Annotated in this window: 17 protein-coding genes; 6 read left to right on the top strand and 11 right to left on the bottom strand. The window is 68.6% G+C overall.

Features of this window, described 5'->3' with window-relative positions:
• Nucleotides 1–12: 12 nt before the first annotated feature.
• Together IG65_RS0106430 and IG65_RS0106425 are read right to left on the bottom strand one after the other, a co-directional pair.
• Complete coding sequence (locus IG65_RS0106430) at nt 13–984, bottom strand: LysR family transcriptional regulator (RefSeq protein WP_197039791.1); 972 nt, start codon at nt 982–984, stop codon at nt 13–15.
• Between the two features lie 138 nt (nt 985–1122).
• Nucleotides 1123–2100, bottom strand: a complete 978-nt coding sequence (locus IG65_RS0106425; protein ID WP_030513901.1) for a YafY family protein — start codon at nt 2098–2100, stop codon at nt 1123–1125.
• A 90-nt stretch (nt 2101–2190) separates the two neighbouring features.
• Between IG65_RS0106425 and IG65_RS0106420 the strand changes: the two genes are divergently transcribed.
• Nucleotides 2191–2613: a glyoxalase/bleomycin resistance/extradiol dioxygenase family protein gene (locus IG65_RS0106420; RefSeq protein WP_030513900.1), complete on the top strand. Its 423-nt coding sequence runs from the start codon at nt 2191–2193 to the stop codon at nt 2611–2613.
• A gap of 129 nt (nt 2614–2742) precedes the next feature.
• Here the strand turns inward: IG65_RS0106420 and pdxS are convergent, their stop codons facing one another.
• Together pdxS and IG65_RS0106405 are read right to left on the bottom strand one after the other, a co-directional pair.
• Nucleotides 2743–3645 (bottom strand): pyridoxal 5'-phosphate synthase lyase subunit PdxS, encoded by a 903-nt coding sequence (gene pdxS, locus IG65_RS0106415; protein WP_030513899.1) that lies wholly within the window; start codon nt 3643–3645, stop codon nt 2743–2745.
• Between the two features lie 523 nt (nt 3646–4168).
• Entirely contained in the window at nt 4169–4783 is a 615-nt protein-coding gene (locus tag IG65_RS0106405) for a TetR/AcrR family transcriptional regulator (protein ID WP_030513898.1), read from the bottom strand.
• Nucleotides 4784–4986: 203 nt separating this feature from the next.
• Here IG65_RS0106405 and IG65_RS0106400 point away from each other — a divergent pair, with 203 nt between their 5' ends.
• The 5 genes from IG65_RS0106400 to IG65_RS0106380 all read left to right on the top strand — a co-directional run bounded on the left by IG65_RS0106400 (nt 4987) and on the right by IG65_RS0106380 (nt 9509).
• The gene (locus IG65_RS0106400) at nt 4987–6210 is read left to right on the top strand and encodes an alkane 1-monooxygenase (RefSeq protein WP_030513897.1); all 1224 of its coding nucleotides are present in this window, start codon (nt 4987–4989) and stop codon (nt 6208–6210) included.
• Nucleotides 6210–6401 (top strand): rubredoxin, encoded by a 192-nt coding sequence (locus IG65_RS0106395; RefSeq protein ID WP_030513896.1) that lies wholly within the window; start codon nt 6210–6212, stop codon nt 6399–6401. Before IG65_RS0106400 ends, IG65_RS0106395 begins: the two co-directional genes overlap by 1 nt.
• Before the next feature lies 1 nt (nt 6402).
• Nucleotides 6403–6585, top strand: a complete 183-nt coding sequence (locus IG65_RS0106390; RefSeq protein WP_030513895.1) for a rubredoxin — start codon at nt 6403–6405, stop codon at nt 6583–6585.
• A complete protein-coding gene (locus IG65_RS0106385) occupies nt 6582–7814 on the top strand; it encodes an NAD(P)/FAD-dependent oxidoreductase (protein WP_030513894.1) in 1233 nt (410 codons plus the stop codon). The genes IG65_RS0106390 and IG65_RS0106385 overlap by 4 nt, the downstream gene beginning before the upstream one ends.
• Before the next feature lie 297 nt (nt 7815–8111).
• Nucleotides 8112–9509 (top strand): PQQ-binding-like beta-propeller repeat protein, encoded by a 1398-nt coding sequence (locus IG65_RS0106380; protein ID WP_030513893.1) that lies wholly within the window; start codon nt 8112–8114, stop codon nt 9507–9509.
• Between the two features lie 24 nt (nt 9510–9533).
• On the opposite strand, the gene IG65_RS0106375 is transcribed toward IG65_RS0106380, so the two are convergent.
• The 7 genes from IG65_RS0106375 to IG65_RS0106345 form a co-directional block, all read right to left on the bottom strand.
• On the bottom strand, nt 9534–10577 hold the full coding sequence (locus IG65_RS0106375) for an NUDIX domain-containing protein (RefSeq protein ID WP_030513892.1): 1044 nt from the start codon (nt 10575–10577) through the stop codon (nt 9534–9536).
• Nucleotides 10577–11701: a glycosyltransferase family 4 protein gene (locus tag IG65_RS0106370; protein WP_030513891.1), complete on the bottom strand. Its 1125-nt coding sequence runs from the start codon at nt 11699–11701 to the stop codon at nt 10577–10579. The genes IG65_RS0106375 and IG65_RS0106370 overlap by 1 nt, the downstream gene beginning before the upstream one ends.
• Nucleotides 11698–12681, bottom strand: coding sequence for a phosphatidylinositol mannoside acyltransferase (locus IG65_RS0106365; RefSeq protein ID WP_036523550.1), 984 nt, complete (start codon nt 12679–12681; stop codon nt 11698–11700). The genes IG65_RS0106370 and IG65_RS0106365 overlap by 4 nt, the downstream gene beginning before the upstream one ends.
• A 23-nt stretch (nt 12682–12704) precedes the next feature.
• Complete coding sequence (gene pgsA / locus IG65_RS0106360) at nt 12705–13376, bottom strand: phosphatidylinositol phosphate synthase (protein ID WP_030513889.1); 672 nt, start codon at nt 13374–13376, stop codon at nt 12705–12707.
• A 1-nt stretch (nt 13377) separates the two neighbouring features.
• The gene (locus IG65_RS0106355) at nt 13378–14016 is read right to left on the bottom strand and encodes an HIT domain-containing protein (protein WP_030513888.1); all 639 of its coding nucleotides are present in this window, start codon (nt 14014–14016) and stop codon (nt 13378–13380) included.
• Between the two features lie 8 nt (nt 14017–14024).
• Nucleotides 14025–16103, bottom strand: a complete 2079-nt coding sequence (thrS, locus tag IG65_RS0106350; protein ID WP_195074827.1) for a threonine--tRNA ligase — start codon at nt 16101–16103, stop codon at nt 14025–14027.
• Between the two features lie 117 nt (nt 16104–16220).
• Nucleotides 16221–16862, bottom strand: a complete 642-nt coding sequence (locus IG65_RS0106345) for a (2Fe-2S)-binding protein (protein WP_030513886.1) — start codon at nt 16860–16862, stop codon at nt 16221–16223.
• Nucleotides 16863–16927: the final 65 nt, after the last annotated feature.

Genomic DNA, 16927 nt, shown 5'->3' with positions numbered 1-16927 from the left:
GATTCGCGGCGATCAGCCCGCGAACCGCTCGCGGTCGGCGGCGGGCAGCCAGCAGCCGGCGGCGATGTCGCGGTTGTAGGTCGTGCGGAAATGCTCGATCAGGTGCGGTAGCCCCGGATGGGTGTTGGCCGTCGACCACAGCAGCGCATGCGGATAGGCCGGCGTCGGGTCGACGATCGGCACCCGCCGGATGTGCGGATGCCACGGATTGCGGAAGTGATCGCTGCTGACGGTGGCCAGGGTGTCGGAGTCCGCGATGCGTGCGAGCATGGCTTCGATACCGTCGGGCCCGGGGAACCGGGTGCGGTCGCGCGGTGTCGTATCGATGGTGACACCGCAGAATTCACTCAGCTCGCGATAGAAGTCGGCCCATTCCGACGCCACCCCGGCACCCGGAATCCACACCGTGTACGCGGCCAGCTCGCCGAGCGGCACCGCCGAGCGCCCGGCCAGCGGATGGTCCCTGCCGACGAGCAGATGCGCCGGATCGACATAGGCGGGGACGGCCGCGATATCGGGCGGCAGCGGGCGGGGGCCGCCCGAGGGGCGCGCGAAGGCGGCGTCGGCGCGGCCGTGCACCACCATGTCCCGCGACGTGACGAAGACGTTCGAGATCACGATCTCGGTCTCGGCGCCGGGGTTGCGGTCGAGGTAGAACCGCATCTGCTCGGTCGCGCCCTGGCGCTCGCCCTGCACCGCGACACGCAGTGGACGCGGCATCTCACAGACCGCCGCCACCGCGGTTTCGGCCACCGCCAGCAGCGCTCGCGCATGCGGCAGCAGCCGCGCACCGGCGGCGGTCGGCACGATTCCGGCGGGGACGCGGTCGAACAGCGCCGTCCCGAGCTGGTCCTCCAGCTTCGGGATCCGCTTCGACACCGCCTGCTGACTGATGCCCAGAACCACAGCGGCGAGACTGAACTGCCGCTCCTCGGCCGCGGCGACGAACGCCCGCACCGCCGCCAGATCGAGGTCCCGGCCCACAGTCCCTGACCCAACCATCGGATGTGGTCCCCTGTCTCGTCTCGTCGATCGGTGCGAAGGATCGCACAGTGCCCGAAAGACAGTAGCGGGAAGCTCATTCGCTCGGCAGGGAGCGGCCGCATCGGTGAGAAGGGGCGATCAGGTTCGGCGGGCGGAGGCGGCGAGCCGATCGGCGAGGGCCCGGACGCGGTCGCGCAACTCCTCAGGCCGGTCGATGACGAACGGGCGATCCAGTGCCGCCAGCACCGGCGGCAGCCACTCGAGGCGCTCGGCCCGCACGTCGACGCGCCACCAGCGTTGCGGCGCCTCCTCGTCGTCGGCGGGGGCCACGGTGGCGACGGTCGCGGGCAGATGGGCGCGGATCTGCTCGGTGGTGCCGAAGATCCGCAGGCCGATGTCGTATCGGTAGTCGGCGGCGGCGAAGCCGGACACGAGATGCTGTGCGGCGTCGAACCCGGCGGGCGGGTCGAACGAGCCGGGCAGCGTTCGCACATCGGTGACGCGATCCAGGCGGAAGGTGCGGTCTTCGCCGAGCCGGGGATCTGTGCCCGTCACGTACCACCGCCCGGCGTGAGCGACGAGGCCGTAGGCATGCAGGACGCGTTCGCTTCCGCGGCCGTGCCGATCGGTGTAACGGATGGTGACGGGCCGGCGGTGGCGTACCGCATCGGCGATCGCGAGCAGAACCGCGGCCTGAGCCGGGGCCGCCGCGTCCGGCTGCGCGGTGACGTCGAACGATTCCAGCAGTGTGTCCAATCGCCGGGTCAGGGGCGCGGGCAGGACGCGACGAATCTTGGCGGCAGCCGTCTCGCTCGCGGTGACATCCGTTGGGGCCCAACCGTTCCGGCGGCCGGCGAGCAGACCGAGCAGCACGGCCAGGGCCTCGTCGTCGCTGAACATGAGCGGCGGCAGCCGGTATCCGGCGGCGAGGCGATAGCCGCCGTAGCGGCCGCGCACGGACTCCACCGGAATGTCGAGGTCGATCAGATGGTCCACATAACGCCGCACGGTGCGTCCCTCGACGCCCAGCCGGTCGGCGAGCTCGGCCACCGTGCGGGTACCGCCGGACTGCAGGAGTTCCAGCAGGATCAGCACGCGGCCGGTGGGTCGAGCCATGCGGAAAACTCTAGTTCCGATACCGGACCGATTGTGTCCACTATTTCTCCTAGGCTGCGGAAAACGCCTCTCAACAGCAAGGAAGTAGTCATGGATTTCGTCTCCATCCGCATCATCACCGGCGACGTCGCCCGTCTGGTCGCGTTCTACGAGCGCGCGACCGGCGTCCGGGCGCAGTGGGCGACCGAGGATTTCGCCGAGCTCGAGACCGCCACCGCCACCCTCGCGATCGCGAGCACGCGCACGGCGCTGTTCGCACCGGATTCCGCCGCTCCGGGCGCCAACCGCAGTGTGATCACCGAATTCCTCGTCGCCGACGTGGACCGCGTCCATCGCGAGCTGTCCGGTGCCGAGATCGTCGCCGAACCGACGACGATGCCGTGGGGCAACCGGTCGTTGCTGGTCCGCGATCCGGACGGCAACCTGGTCAACTTCTTCACCCCGGTCACGGCCGCCGCGATCGCGAAGTTCGCGGCGCGGGATCGGATCGGGGCGATCGCGCAGGACAGGTGAGGCGCCGACCGCACACTCCGGGACGGTCTCCGGGTTGCGGCACGATTACCCCTCACCTACGACGACGCCGGGCCGTCCGTACAGGACGACCCGGCGAAAGCGGTTGTCTCGGAAAGTCTTCCGTCCGAATTACCAGCCGCGTTCGGCGAGGCGGTGCGGCTCCGGAATCTCCTCGACGTTGATGCCGACCATGGCCTCACCCAGGCCGCGCGACACCTTCGCGAGCACATCGGGGTCGTCGTAGAAGGTGGTGGCCTTGACGATGGCGGCGGCACGCTCGGCCGGGTTACCGGACTTGAAGATGCCGGAGCCGACGAAGACGCCCTCGGCGCCCAGCTGCATCATCATCGCGGCGTCGGCGGGGGTGGCGATACCACCGGCGGTGAACAGCACCACGGGCAGTTTGCCGGTCTCGGCGATCTCACGGACCAGCTCGTAGGGCGCCTGCAGTTCCTTGGCGGCCACGAACAGCTCGTCCTCGGGCAGCGACTGCAGATGGCGGATCTCGGCGCGGATCTTGCGCATGTGGGTGGTCGCGTTGGATACGTCGCCGGTGCCGGCCTCACCCTTGGAGCGGATCATGGCCGCGCCCTCGGTGATACGGCGCAGCGCCTCGCCCAGATTGGTGGCGCCGCAGACGAACGGCACGGTGAACTGCCACTTGTCGATGTGGTTGGCGTAGTCGGCCGGGGTCAGCACCTCCGACTCGTCGATGTAGTCGACGCCGAGGCTCTGCAGGATCTGCGCCTCGACGAAGTGGCCGATGCGCGCCTTGGCCATGACCGGGATGGAGACGGCGTTGACGATGCCGTCGATCAGGTCCGGGTCGCTCATCCGCGCGACACCACCCTGGGCGCGGATGTCGGCGGGAACCCGCTCGAGCGCCATCACCGCGACCGCGCCGGCATCCTCGGCGATCTTGGCCTGATCGGCGGTGACGACGTCCATGATCACCCCGCCCTTGAGCATCTCGGCCATGCCGCGCTTCACGCGGGCGGTGCCGGTCGTCGAGGTGGTGTCGGGCGTTGTCACGGGCAAACTCCTGATTATCGGGGATTCGTTCGAGGAGGCATCGCTGCGATGCGAACCTCCACGATTCTAGGCGCCCCGATCAGGCCACTAGATAGCCAGTCCGAGAGCACTGGACTGGTCAGCCACCCCCGGCCGGAATCACACGCCCGGCAGGCGGCCGCTACGGCGTCGCTACGGGCGCGCCGAGAGCGGGTACCCGTGGCGCCGGACGACCGTAACCGCAGGCCGGCGCCACCTGTTCGTCAGATCGGGTCGACGACGAACAGCTGCGCCCAGTACGTCGCGGCCTGCTCGCCGATATACGGCAGCAGGAAGTCGTACAGCAGATAGGACATATGCATTCGGTACCTCACCTCCACACACCGGTTCGCCGGATTCGGTGTGCGGCAAACCGGTTTCGACCCTAACCGATGGTGACCTGCCACACAGCGGCAACGGCCGGGTATCGGCGGAATCGGCGGATTTCCGACGAAATGCGTTGACAGCCAACGTCTCCCACCGCCGAATCGTCAGGCTCGAATCGTCACGCCTCGGACAGCAGTGGCTCGAACAGACCGACGGCGACGACCCGGATCTGCTCCAACGCCCGTTCGACCGGCCCCGTGGGCTGAAAGAGATGACTGAGGGCGAGGCGCACAACGGTTTCGGCGACCGATCCCAGTTCCTCGTCGCCCACCGACGCCAGATCGTATTGCGCGCGAACCGTCGCGGTCACCGCGGCGATCGCCCGGCCGAGCACCGGTTCCGGTTCGGTCATCAGCGCCGGCAGCAGTGCGGTATCCGGCGCCGAGCGGCCCGACAGCACCGCCTTCAGCAGCATATTGTCCGCGCCGCTGCGCAGGGTGAACTCCACGGCCGCGATCAGGCCGGCGATCACATCGTCCGGGTGGGCCGCCAGCTTCTCGGCGATCCCGACCAGGAAGACGTCCACCTCGTTCGCGATCACCACATCGGCGAGGTCCTGTTTGGTGCCGATCTCCTTGTACAGCACCGGCCGGCTGACACCGACCTCCTTGGCCACCCGCGACATGTTCACCGCGCCCCAGCCCTCGGTACAGACCAGGCCACGAGCGGTCTCGATGACGCGCTCGCGCAGAAGTCGGCGCATATCGGACTGGAAGTTCGGCGCGGTAGCCACGTCCATGATCGTACACGGTCCACGAAACTGTTCGACTATTGACAATCTCACTACATCTGTATTCAATGAGAACACTTCTTCAGAAAGTGTAAATACGCCGAGGTGAACGGGCCGCGCTCCGGCCCCGACCTCGTCCACGCAGCCCGTACGCCGGGCGCACCGTTCCGGCGCGCAGTCCGCGTACCGTTCGTGAGGAGAACTCCGTGACCACATCCCGAATCGGCGATCCGGCCCCGACCGCGCCGCCGCAGTGGCGCGACCGCAAACGCCATCTCTGGCTGTTCGGCCTCGTCCCGCCGACCGCGGTCCTGCTCGCCACCGGCCTGGTGTGGCTGTTCAACCAGCTGGGCTGGCACCACGCGGCGCCGGTGTGGTGGTGGATCGGGCCGCTACTGGTGTACGTCCTGCTGCCGATCCTGGACCGCTTCTTCGGGCCCGACGGGCAGAATCCGCCCGACGAGGTGATGGAACAGCTCGAAAACGACCGCTACTACCGCTGGTGCGTCTACGCCTATATCCCGTTCCAGCTGCTCAGCCTGGTGTTCGCCTGCTATCTGTGGAGTGCGGCCGATCTGTCCTGGCTGGGTGTCGACGGCGGGCTGAGCCTGGTGTCGAAGATCGGCCTGGCCTTCAGCATCGGCACCATGGGCGGCGTCGGCATCAACACCGCGCACGAACTCGGCCACAAGAAGGACGAATTGGAGCGCTGGCTGTCGAAGATCACGCTGGCGCAGACGTTCTACGGCCACTTCTACATCGAGCACAACCGCGGCCACCACGTACGGGTGGCGACACCGGAGGATCCGGCCAGTTCCCGGTTCGGCGAATCGTTCTGGACCTTCCTGCCGCGCAGTGTGTGGGGCAGCCTGCGCTCGTCCTGGTCGCTCGAGAAGACTCGCCTGCAGCGGATGGGCAAGCGGCCGTGGACGATTCACAACGACGTGCTCAACGCCTGGCTGATGTCGGTGGTGCTGTGGGGCGCGATGGCCGCGATCTTCGGCCCCGGCGTGCTGCCGTTCCTGGTGCTGCAGGCGGTGTACGGCTTCTCGCTGCTGGAGACGGTCAACTACCTCGAGCACTACGGCCTGCTGCGGCAGCGCACGGCGGCCGGGCGCTACGAACGCTGCACGCCGGAGCACAGCTGGAACTCCGACCACATCGTCACCAATATCTTCCTCTACCACCTGCAGCGCCACAGCGACCATCACGCCAACCCCACCCGGCGCTATCAGACCTTGCGCAGTATGGACGGCGCGCCGAATCTGCCCAGCGGCTACGCCAGCATGATCACCGTCGCCTATTTCCCGCCGCTGTGGCGCCGCGTGATGGACAAGCGCGTGCTCGCGCACTACGGCGGTGACATCACCCGCGTCAACATCCAGCCCCGCAAGCGCGATCGGGCCTTCGCGAAGTACGGGGTCGCCTGATGTCCCGATTCCGTTGCCCCGTCTGCGATTACGTGTACGACGAAACCGAGGGCGCACCTCGCGAGGGCTTTCCGCCCGGCACCGCGTGGTCGGCGATACCCGACGACTGGTGCTGCCCCGACTGCGGCGTCCGGGAGAAGGTCGATTTCGATCTCGCGAGCCACGATCCGACCCTCACGAAAGGCGCCTGATATGAGCGACTACAAGCTGTTCCGTTGCCTGCAATGCGGATTCGAATACGACGAGGCGCTCGGCTGGCCCGAAGACGGCATCGCGCCGGGCACCCGCTGGGACGACATTCCCGACGACTGGTCCTGCCCCGACTGCGGTGCGGCCAAGGCGGATTTCGAGATGGTCGAGGTCAGTCGCGCATGACCGGACGCATCGTCGTCGTGGGTGCGGGGGTCGCGGGCGCCACCGCCGCCCGCACCCTGCGCACCGAGGGCTACAGCGGTGAGATCGTGCTGCTCGGCGCGGAGGACCGGCTGCCCTACCGCCGCCCGATGGTCTCCAAGGAATTGCTCGCCGGCACCGCGAACGAACGCCGGCTCCTGCTCGAATCCGCGGAATCGTGGCGCGAACTCGGCATCGAGGTGCGCCCGGGGACCCCGGTCGCGGGCATCGACGTCGACCGCGACCGGCTACATCTGGGCACCGGCGAAACCCTCGGCTACGACGCCCTGGTGCTCGCCACGGGCGCGCGCGCCCGAGAACTGCCCGGGCCCGAGTCGGGCGCCTACACGCTGCGCACCGCGGCGGATGTCGATGCGTTGCGCGCGGCCGTGGTGACCGGTGGATCACTGCTGGTGGTGGGCGGCGGCCTGGTCGGCTGCGAGGCCGCCGCGACGGCGCGTGGACTCGGGGCGGCGGTGACGATCGTGCACGCGGGTGACGCTCCGCTGGAGCGGGTGGCCCCGGCGGCGATCGGCGCGCACTGCCGAAACCTGCACGCCGGCAAGGGCGTCGACATTCACGACGCGGTGGTGCTGGACCGGATCGACGGTGGCGACGGCGATATCCGGGCCATCGCTGTCGACGGACGTCAGTGGACCGCCGCCGCCATACTCGTCGCGATCGGCGCGGAACCGGAGACCGAGGTGGCCCGGCAGGCCGGACTCGCCGTCGGGGACGGGATCCTCGTCGACGAGTCCTATACGACCTCGGCGCCGAATGTCTTCGCCGCCGGTGACGCCGCCGCCGTCTACGATCCGGAATTCGGGGTCCACCGGCGCAGCGAACAGTGGAACAGTGCGCAATCACACGGGGTCGCTGTAGCGAAATCCGTTCTCGGACAACCTCTCCCCGCGCAAGAGGTCACCTGGGGCTGGACCACGCAGTACGGCGTCACGATCCAATTCGCAGGGCGACCGCACACCGAGGACGACGTCGTGGTCCGCACCACCGACACCCCCGGGCAGTTCGTCGCACTGTCCCTGCGAGCGGGTCGACTGGTCGCCGCGGCGGCCGTGGGCCGTCCCGCCGACCTGCGTACCGCCCGAAGCCTCATCGCCGCCCGAACGACCCACGCTCCCGAAACCTGGTCCGACACAACCATTCCCCTCCAGGAACTGGCATCCGCCACGGAACTCTCGGGCCACCACTGACCGGGTGGCCACTTCGCAACCGTGTCGCGCTGACACCGGCCTCCGGGAGTTCCGGAGCGTGGTCATCCACACCGAACCCGGCAGCACGCCCTCGTCGCTGACCGATGCCCGCCGGGGACGGTGACAGTTTCTCCGACCACGATGGGGATCTTCGACGAGAAGCGGCTTTCGAGCTACAGCATTACCGGTGCTGGGACGTCCTCGCGATCGCCCACCTCGAAAGAGGCTGATACCTTGCCTCTTTCGCACAGTGGGGCCGGTGCGTGAGCCGGCTGGACGGATGAAGGAGACCGCCGGATGAACGCGGCCGCACACTGGCTCACCGGTCGAGGCACGCGCCGGATCTGGATCGCGGTGCTGATCGTGGCCGTGGTGGCGGGAGTCGCAGCGGTCGTGTGGGTGAACCGATCGCCGGAGGAGCCGCCGGCGGGTCCCGCGGCCGGTGGCCGGTTCCGGATTTCCGGTCGGCTCGACTCCGCCCCGGTGCCGCGATGGACGTTACGGGCCGCCGATCTGTCGCACGAGCCCGGCGCGGTCCTGCTGGCACTTCCGCACAGCCTGGACAACTACTACGGCTACGGTTCGCCGATGGACGCCGGGCCGATGATCGTCGCGGCCACCGCGGTACCCGGCGAGCCCGGGCCGGGCACCGCACCGAAAGCCGGACCGGTACGGCTGCACGGCATCGACCCGGGCACCGGCGCGGTGCGGTGGACGATCGACGCCGGCGAACTCCTCAGCTGTAACGAGCGCGTCTTCGACGGCCAGCTGACCTGCCGCGGCACCCATCGAGTGCTGATCGTCGACGCTGCCACCGGCACGATAGCCACGGACCGCTCGACGGACTTCGAGGTGACGGACGTGGCGGTGCGCGACGGCGTGGTTTCCGTCGCCGGCCGCACCGCCGACCGGATGACCGCCGTCGTCACCCGGGGAACCGTTTCCGACATCGAGGCAACCTGGCGCCGGACGTATCCGACACCGGTTCCCGGCGACGCGGTCAGGCCGAGACTCGATGCGCCCGACTACTTCCGGGACGGCCACGACCGCAATGTTCGTGTCTACGATCTGCGCACCGGCGACCCGCTGTTCACCGACTCCGTCGGCGCCGTGTTCGACGGCGGGATCATTGCGAGGCAGGTGATCGATCGCAGCGGGAGCCCGGGGACGATCACACTTCTCGATCGCAACGGTCACCCGATCACCGCAGTCGGCAATCCGAGTTTCCTGCTCGAGTGGTATCCGACCGCGACCGCGTCGCCGCCGCCGATCCTCACCGGCGAGAGTGCCTACGACCGAACGACAGGGCGAGTGCTGTGGACCAATCCACAGATCGGCCTCGACGAGCCCACGGGTCGCCAGGGCGCGGTCGAAGGAGTAGTGGATCACACGGTGATCGTCCGATCGCTCGACGGGACGGCGCTGATCGGCCTCGATCTCGCCGACGGACACCAGGTATGGCAGCAGCCGGCGCGGCTCGCGAACACGGTGCGCGACGGCCTCACCGACGGTCGGCACCTCGTTCTCGCGGACGGCGCCGCCGTGCACGCTATCGACGCCGGCGACGGTTCGACCGCATGGTCGATGTCGCTGCCGCCCAGTGGTGATCCCAGATTGCGCTCGACGGTGGAAGCGATGGGCGGCCGGATGGTTGTCGTGCTCGCGGACACGTTCACCGGATACGCCGCGGCGTGAGGCGGCCCGAATAATCGCCGCGGCTCAGCGGATCGACCGGACCTCCGGCTCGATCTCGGAACCGGCGGCGGCGAGCGCCTCGGCCAGCAGGTTGTCCAGGTGGTACGGGTACACCGTTTCGCCGATCCGGTCGAGTTCGGCGATATCCGGCGACAGGCACCAGCGGTAGGCGGTGACGCAGCGACGTTCCCAGACACTCGGATCCGCGGGCTTCGGGTCGAACCAGCGCACCCGGGCGACGAAGAACAGTTCCTCGGAGCGGATCAGCTCCCCGTTGAACGGGAAGACCGCGACCCGCCGCCAGATCGGGCCGCGCAGCAGCGTGGAGTCCAGCGCCAGGCCCGTTTCCTCCCAGACCTCGCGCACCGCCGCGGTCCGCAGCGTCTCCCCCGGTTCGATGCCGCCGCCGACGGTGAACCAGAACGGCGAATCGGGAGTCTGGGGGTCGTGGCCGCGCATCAACAGCACGCGATCCTCGTCGTCGAGCAGCACCACCCGGGCCGAGGTGCGCACGGTGTCGACCTCGAGTCCGGTGGTCGCCGCCGGGGTGACCCGCTCCGCGATCTCGAAATACGTGGGCAGCGGCGCGGTACCGCCCAGGTGCAGCAACCGCACCGGGCGCCGGGTACGCAGCGCCAGCGTGTCGCGCACGGCGTCGTTGTGGAAGCGGCGCGCGATCAGTACCCGCGCCTCGGCGTCGGCGAGTTCGGCCACCAGCTGCGGACGCAACGAGGTGATGTCGACCGCGGAGAGCGCGGCCGCGAGCTGGTTCTCCGCGGTTTCGCGATCGTTCCAGTCGGCGCGTTCGGCCCGGTCGGCCAATGCGATCAGCCGTTTGGACTGCTCCGCCGCCGTGGACTCCGACATCGGCCCGGCCATCGAGATCGCGACCGTGCGGGCCACCACCGCGCGTCGCGCCAAGGCGGACTCCAGGGCGTCGCGGGCCTGGTCAGAGCGCACGTGCAGCCGGTCGAGCCGGTTGGCGGTGGAGTAGGCCCATACTCCGATGGCGATGATCACCGCCGCGATCAGCGCGAGGACCAGGATGGTCGTCGCGGAGAAGGTGATCATCCAGCGGTCCTCACCCGGGCGTCGCCGACGGTGACCGTCTCGTACACCCTCAGAATCTGTTCGGCCACCACCGGCCAATCGTATTCGCCGACAACCTGGTCCGCGGTGCGCACCAGATCCTCGCGGCGGGCGCGGTCGGTGAGCAGCCCGTCGATCACCTCGGCCAGCGCCGCGGAGTCACCCACCGGCACCAGCACACCCGCGGTCCCGTCGCGCAACACCCGGCGGAAGGCGTCCAATTCGCTGGCGACCACGGCGGTTCCGGCGGCCATCGCCTCCACCAGCACGATGCCGAAACTCTCCCCGCCCAGGTTCGGCGCGCAGTACACATCGGCACTGCGCATAGCGGACGCCTTCTCCGCATCCGAGACCTGACCGAGAAAACGCAGATGTCCGGCGTGTTCGCCCGCCTCCCGGCGCAGGCGTTCCTCGTCCCCGCGGCCGACGATCAGAATTTCCACGTCCGGATGCCGGGCCACCAGTGTGGGCAGTGCGCCCAGCAGCACGGCCATCCCCTTGCGCGGCTCGTCGTAGCGACCGAGGAACAGCACCGTCCCGCCCGCGCGCGGATACCCTTGCAGCAGTGGCGCATTCGCGAACGCCGGCACGTCGACCCCGTTCGGGATCTCGACCGCGTCGCTGCCCAGCGCCTCCACCTGCCAGCGCCGCGCCAGCTCGGAGACCGCGATCCGCCCGCTGATCTTCTCGTGATACGGCCGCAGCACGCCCTGGAAGGTCGCCAGCACCAGCGATCTCGTGGTGGAGGTGTGGAAGGTGGCCACGATGGGTCCCTCGGCCACCTTCAGCGCCAGCATCGAGATGCTCGGGGCGTTGGGTTCGTGGACGTGCAGGACCTCGAAGTCGTTGTCGGCGATCCAGCGCCGCAACCGGGTGTAGGCGGTCGGCCCGAACGACAGCCGCGCCACCGAACCGTTGTACGGAATCGCCACCGCCTTCCCGGCCGAGACGACGAATTCCGGCAGTTCCGTGTCGTCGGAGGCCGGCGCCAGCACGCTCACCTTGTGGCCGCGCTCGATCAGCACCTGCGCCAGCTCCACGACATGTGACTGCACTCCGCCCGGCACGTCGAACGAGTACGGGCAGACCATGCCGATTCTCATGACACCGCGTCTCCGGCGGGCCGCTCACCGCCGCGCACGGCCTGCGCGGCCGCGATCCGCTCCAGGCGCTGGGGGGACAGATCCCCCTCCCACAGCGGCTGCAACATATGCCAGTCGGCGGGGTGTTCGGCGATATTGGCCGCGAAGCGATTCGCCAGCTGCTGCGTGGCCGCCGCGACACCCTCCGAAACATCCAGCGGCACTTCGGTTTTCATCCCCCATCCCTCACGGCCCTGCTCGTCCACCGTGAACCAGGCGTGCACCGGCATCAGCGCGGCGCCGGTCTCGATGGCCAATTTCGCCGCGCCCGCCGGCATCCAGGTGCGTTCGCCGAAGAACTCCACCGGCACGCCCTTGCCGGTGAGATCGCGCTCGCCCATCAAGCAGACCACCTTGTTGTCGCGCAACCGTTGCGCGAGCTGCCGGAACGGCGGCTGCTCCCCGCCGGTCAGCGGGAACACCTCGAACCCCAGGCTCTCCCGGTAGGCCACGAAGCGCTCGAACAGCGATTCCGGTCGCAGCCGTTCGGTGACCGTGGCGAAGCTGCCGTAGTGCTGCACCAGCCACACCCCGGCCATATCCCAGTTTCCCGAATGCGGCAGCACCAAGACCGCGCCGCGCCCCTGCGCCAGTGCCTCGTCGAGATGTTCCAGCCCCTCCGGAAACGGCATCAGCGGCGAATCCGCCAGTGCCGCATGGTCGAGGGCCGGCAGCCGGAACGCCTCACGCCAGTACCGCGCGTACGAGCGCATCGAGGCGTGGATCAACTCGTCGGGCACCTCGAGTGGATCGACGCCCAGCACCCGGGCGAGGTTGCGGCGCAATTGATTCGGTCCCTGACCGCGCCGGGCGGCACGGTTCGCGCGCCGAGCCGCCCAATCACCCCCGAAGTCGAACCAGCGGCGTGCGGTGCGCTCCGGCAGCCCCCGCACCAGTCGCCACCCGCCCGCATAGGCCCCATCGGTCAGCGCCGCCCTCATCTGCGTCACGCCCTCTACCACCTTCATTTCGCCGTATCGGAGTCGGCCTTGTTGACCGGCGCGATCACATCGCGGGCACCGGCCGAATTCCGTACCGCCAGGACTCGTTGGAAGACGGTGACGATGCTCAGCACCGCCAGGATGTACATCGCGACATAGACCGCGTAGGTGAGCCACTCGACGTCGAAATAGCCACCGATGCCGGTGAGGCCGGCCCCGACCAGCACGATCACCAGACGGTCGGGACGTTCGATGATCCCGCCGTCGGCCGACAGCCCGCTCGCCTCCGCGCGCGCCTTGGCATAGGAGATCACCTGCGAGGTCACCAGGACCACCAGCGTCGCCACGAACAGATGCTTGCTGTGCTCGTGATACACCGACCACCACGCGAGCGCACCGAAGATGGCGCCGTCGGCGACGCGGTCACAGGTGGCGTCGAGGACCGCACCGTATTTCGTGCCGCCGCCGCGGGCGCGGGCCATCGCCCCGTCGAGCATGTCGAACATGACGAAGAGCCAGATCACCAATGTTCCCCAGAACAGGTGATCGGTCGGGAACAGCGTCACCGCGGCGACGATCGAGGCGGTGGTGCCGATCAGCGTCATCGCGTCGGGCGTGAGCCCGGTGCTCACCAGCGCCCGTCCCAGCGGCGCGGTCGCCTTGGCGAACGTCTCCCGACCGAAGAAGCTCAGCACGCTACTCGACTTCCTTCGCCTCGTGCCACGCCCCGGCCAGCAGGGCCCGCGTCTCCCGCAGCAACTGCGGCATCACCTTCACCCCGCCGACGACGGTGATGAAATTGGCGTCCCCACCCCAGCGGGGAACGATGTGCTGGTGCAGGTGGTCGGCCAGCGAGCCACCGGCCACCCCGCCGAGATTCAGCCCGACGTTGAATCCCTCGGGCCGCGACACCTTCTTCATCACCCGGATCGCCCGCTGGGTGAACGCCATCAGTTCGGCGCTCTCCTCGGGGGTGAGATCCTCGAGGTCGGCCACCCGCCGGTAGGGCACCACCATCATGTGGCCGGGGTTGTACGGGTAGAGGTTGAGCACCGCGAACACCCATTCACCGCGAGCGATGACCAGTCCGTCCTCGTCCGACATCTTCGGGATCTCGGTGAACGGATGCTTCAGCCCGGCCGAGGTCTTCTCCTCGGCACCGGCGGGCGCGTCGGCGTCGACCGGTGCGCTCCGGCTGTCGCGATCGGCTGCGACCGCGCCGGTGATGTAGGACATCCGGTAGGGGGTCCACAATCGCTGCAACCGGTCCGGGTCCCCCGCTCCCGTGTCGACGATCCGACCCGGATCCTGTTGCGTCACAGCCTCTTCCACCATGCCCTCACTCACGCCCCACCGGTCCGGACCTCGAATCCTTCCGCGCTCGGCGAGGCGTTGTCGCGCCGCGAGATCCAGTCGACGACGGTCGCCACCGCATCGGCGACCGGCACGCCGTTGACCTGCGTGCCGTCGCGGAATCGGAAGCTCACCGCACCGGCGTTCACATCGCGCTCGCCGGCCAGCAGCATGAACGGCACCTTCTGCGCGGTGTGGTTGAAGATCTTCTTCTGCATCCGGTCGTCGCTGCGGTCGACCTCGGCCCGCACACCGTGCGCGCGCAGTTCCTCCACCACGGAGTCGAGGTGTTCGGCGAACGCGTCGGCGACCGGGATGCCGACCACCTGCACGGGCGCCAGCCAGGCCGGGAACGCGCCCGCGTAATGCTCGGTGAGCACGCCGAAGAATCGCTCGATGGACCCGAACAGGGCGCGGTGGATCATCACCGGCCGCTGCTTGGTGCCGTCGGAGGCGGTGTATTCGAGGCCGAAGCGCTCGGGCAGGTTGAAATCGAGCTGAATGGTCGACATCTGCCAGGTACGGCCCAGCGCGTCCTTGGCCTGCACGGAGATCTTCGGGCCGTAGAACGCGGCGCCACCCGGATCCGGGACCAGGTCCAGACCCGAATCGGTGGCGACCTTGCGCAGCGTGTCGGTGGCCTCCTCCCACAACTCGTCCGAGCCCACGAACTTCTGCGGGTCCTTCGTCGACAATTCCAGGTAGAAATCGTCGAGACCGTAGTCGCGCAGCAGGCTCAGCACGAACTGCAGGGTCGAGGTCAGCTCGGCGTGCATCTGCTCTTTGGTGCAGTAGATGTGCGCGTCGTCCTGGGTCATGCCGCGCACCCGGGTCAGCCCGTGGACGACACCGGACTTCTCGTAGCGATACACCGACCCGAATTCGAACAGCCGCAGCGGCAGCTCCCGATACGACCGGCCGCGCGAGCGGAAGATCAGATTGTGCATCGGGCAGTTCATCGGCTTGACGTAATAGTCCTGGCCGGGCTTGCGCACGGTGCCGTCGTCGTTGTATTCCGCGTCGAGGTGCATGGCCGGGAACATGCCCTCGCGATACCAGTCGAGGTGTCCGGAGACCTCGAACAGATGCCCCTTGGTGATATGCGGGGTGTTGACGAATTCGTAGCCCGCGGCGATGTGGCGACGACGGGAATAGTCCTCGAGTTCCTTGCGGATGATGCCGCCCTTGGGATGGAACACCGGCAGGCCCGAACCCAGTTCGTCCGGGAAGGAGAACAGATCCAGTTCCAGGCCGAGTTTGCGGTGATCGCGCTTCTCGGCCTCTTCCAGGATGCGCAGATGGTTCTCCAGCGCCTCCGGCGACTCCCATGCGGTGCCGTAGATGCGCTGCAGATCCTCGCGGTTCTGGTCACCACGCCAGTAGGCCGCCGAGGAGCGGGTCAGCTTGAACGCGGGAATGAACTTCGTGGTCGGGATATGCGGGCCGCGGCACAGGTCGCCCCACACCTTCTCGCCGGTGCGCGGGTCGAGATTGTCGTAGATGGTCAGCTCGTTACCGCCGACCTCCATGATCTCGGGGTCGTCGATTCCCGATTTGTCGCCGATCAGCTCGAGTTTGAACGGCTCCTTGGCCAATTCCACCCGAGCCTCGTCGACCTCGACCACCCGGCGCGAAAACCGTTGCGCGCCTTTGACGATCTTCTTCATCCGGGATTCGAGTTTGGCCAGATCCTCCGGGGTGAACGGCCGCTCGACCTGGAAGTCGTAGTAGAAGCCGTCCTTGATCGGCGGGCCGATGCCGAGCTTGGCCTCGGGGAACTCCTGCTGCACCGCCTGGGCCAGCACGTGGGCGGCCGAATGGCGGATGACGCTGCGGCCGTCCTCGGAGCCGGCGGTCACGGCCTCGACCTCGACGTCGGTCTCCGGCACCCAGGACAGATCCTTGAGGTTGCCCTCGCCGTCGCGCACGACGACGACGGTGTCGGGGCCCTTGGTGGGCAGGCCCGCTTCGCGCACCGCGGCGCCCGCCGTCGTCCCGGCCGGCACCCGGACGAGGGCGGCGGGGGTTATGCGGGCTGAGGTGGTCACGGCTGCGCTCTCCTTGAACATGTCGGCATTCTCGGTCCAGGCCGGTCGACGAACAGAAAAGTCACCGGCGCGACCAATGCTATCGGGACAGTACCGGTCGCGCGCCGATGGACCGGCCGCGAACCGGCCGCGACCCGCTCATCCGCGCCGGGCCAGCTCGGTAAGCAGCCGCTCGCGCTCGGCGGCGGTCCTTTTCGGGCAGCTGGTGCACATACCGCAGCCGGGCACCTCGTAGACCAGGCAGCAGGAGATCCGCCGCACGAACGTGCGGGATTCGACATCGGTGAATCGCGGCGCGGGCAACCGTTCACCGACCTGGGCGGCCAGCCGCGCACCCGCCTCGGGGTCGCCCGCGTCGATGGCCCGGTTACCGATCGCATCGGCGACGATCGCCCACAGCGCCGCCGGACCGGCGCCGGTCACCCGTGCCACCACCGGGATGACGCGCCGCAGCGACTCCCCCAGCGCCGCGCCGACCGCTTCGGACTCGCTCACGGCGTCGGGCACGATCCGCTCGATGCCACCGTCGGGCCGGATCTCGCAGCGCAGCCGTTCCAGCGTGGGGTCGGGCGCCGGTGCGCCGCTCGCGTACGCCTCGGTGATCGGATCGACCAGCGCCGAGGCGGCCATACACCACCACAGCGTGCCCGACACGCGGGAATTGCCTGTACCCCAGGAGATGCCCATATCGGCGATCCGTTCCGACAGCCACGCGGGCTCGGTGAGTTTGATGCCGGCCACCTGGGCGGGCACCCCGGACTCCACCGACTGCGCAACCATTTCCCTCCGACTCCGATCCACGTCGATTCACCGAATGCACCACCTCCACCATGGCATGTCCGCCG

The organism is Nocardia sp. NRRL WC-3656, assembly GCF_000720265.1.
GTDB lineage: Bacteria > Actinomycetota > Actinomycetes > Mycobacteriales > Mycobacteriaceae > Nocardia > Nocardia nova.
The sequence above is the reverse complement of the archived record's forward strand: the minus strand, read 5'-3'. Positions and strand labels throughout refer to the sequence as shown.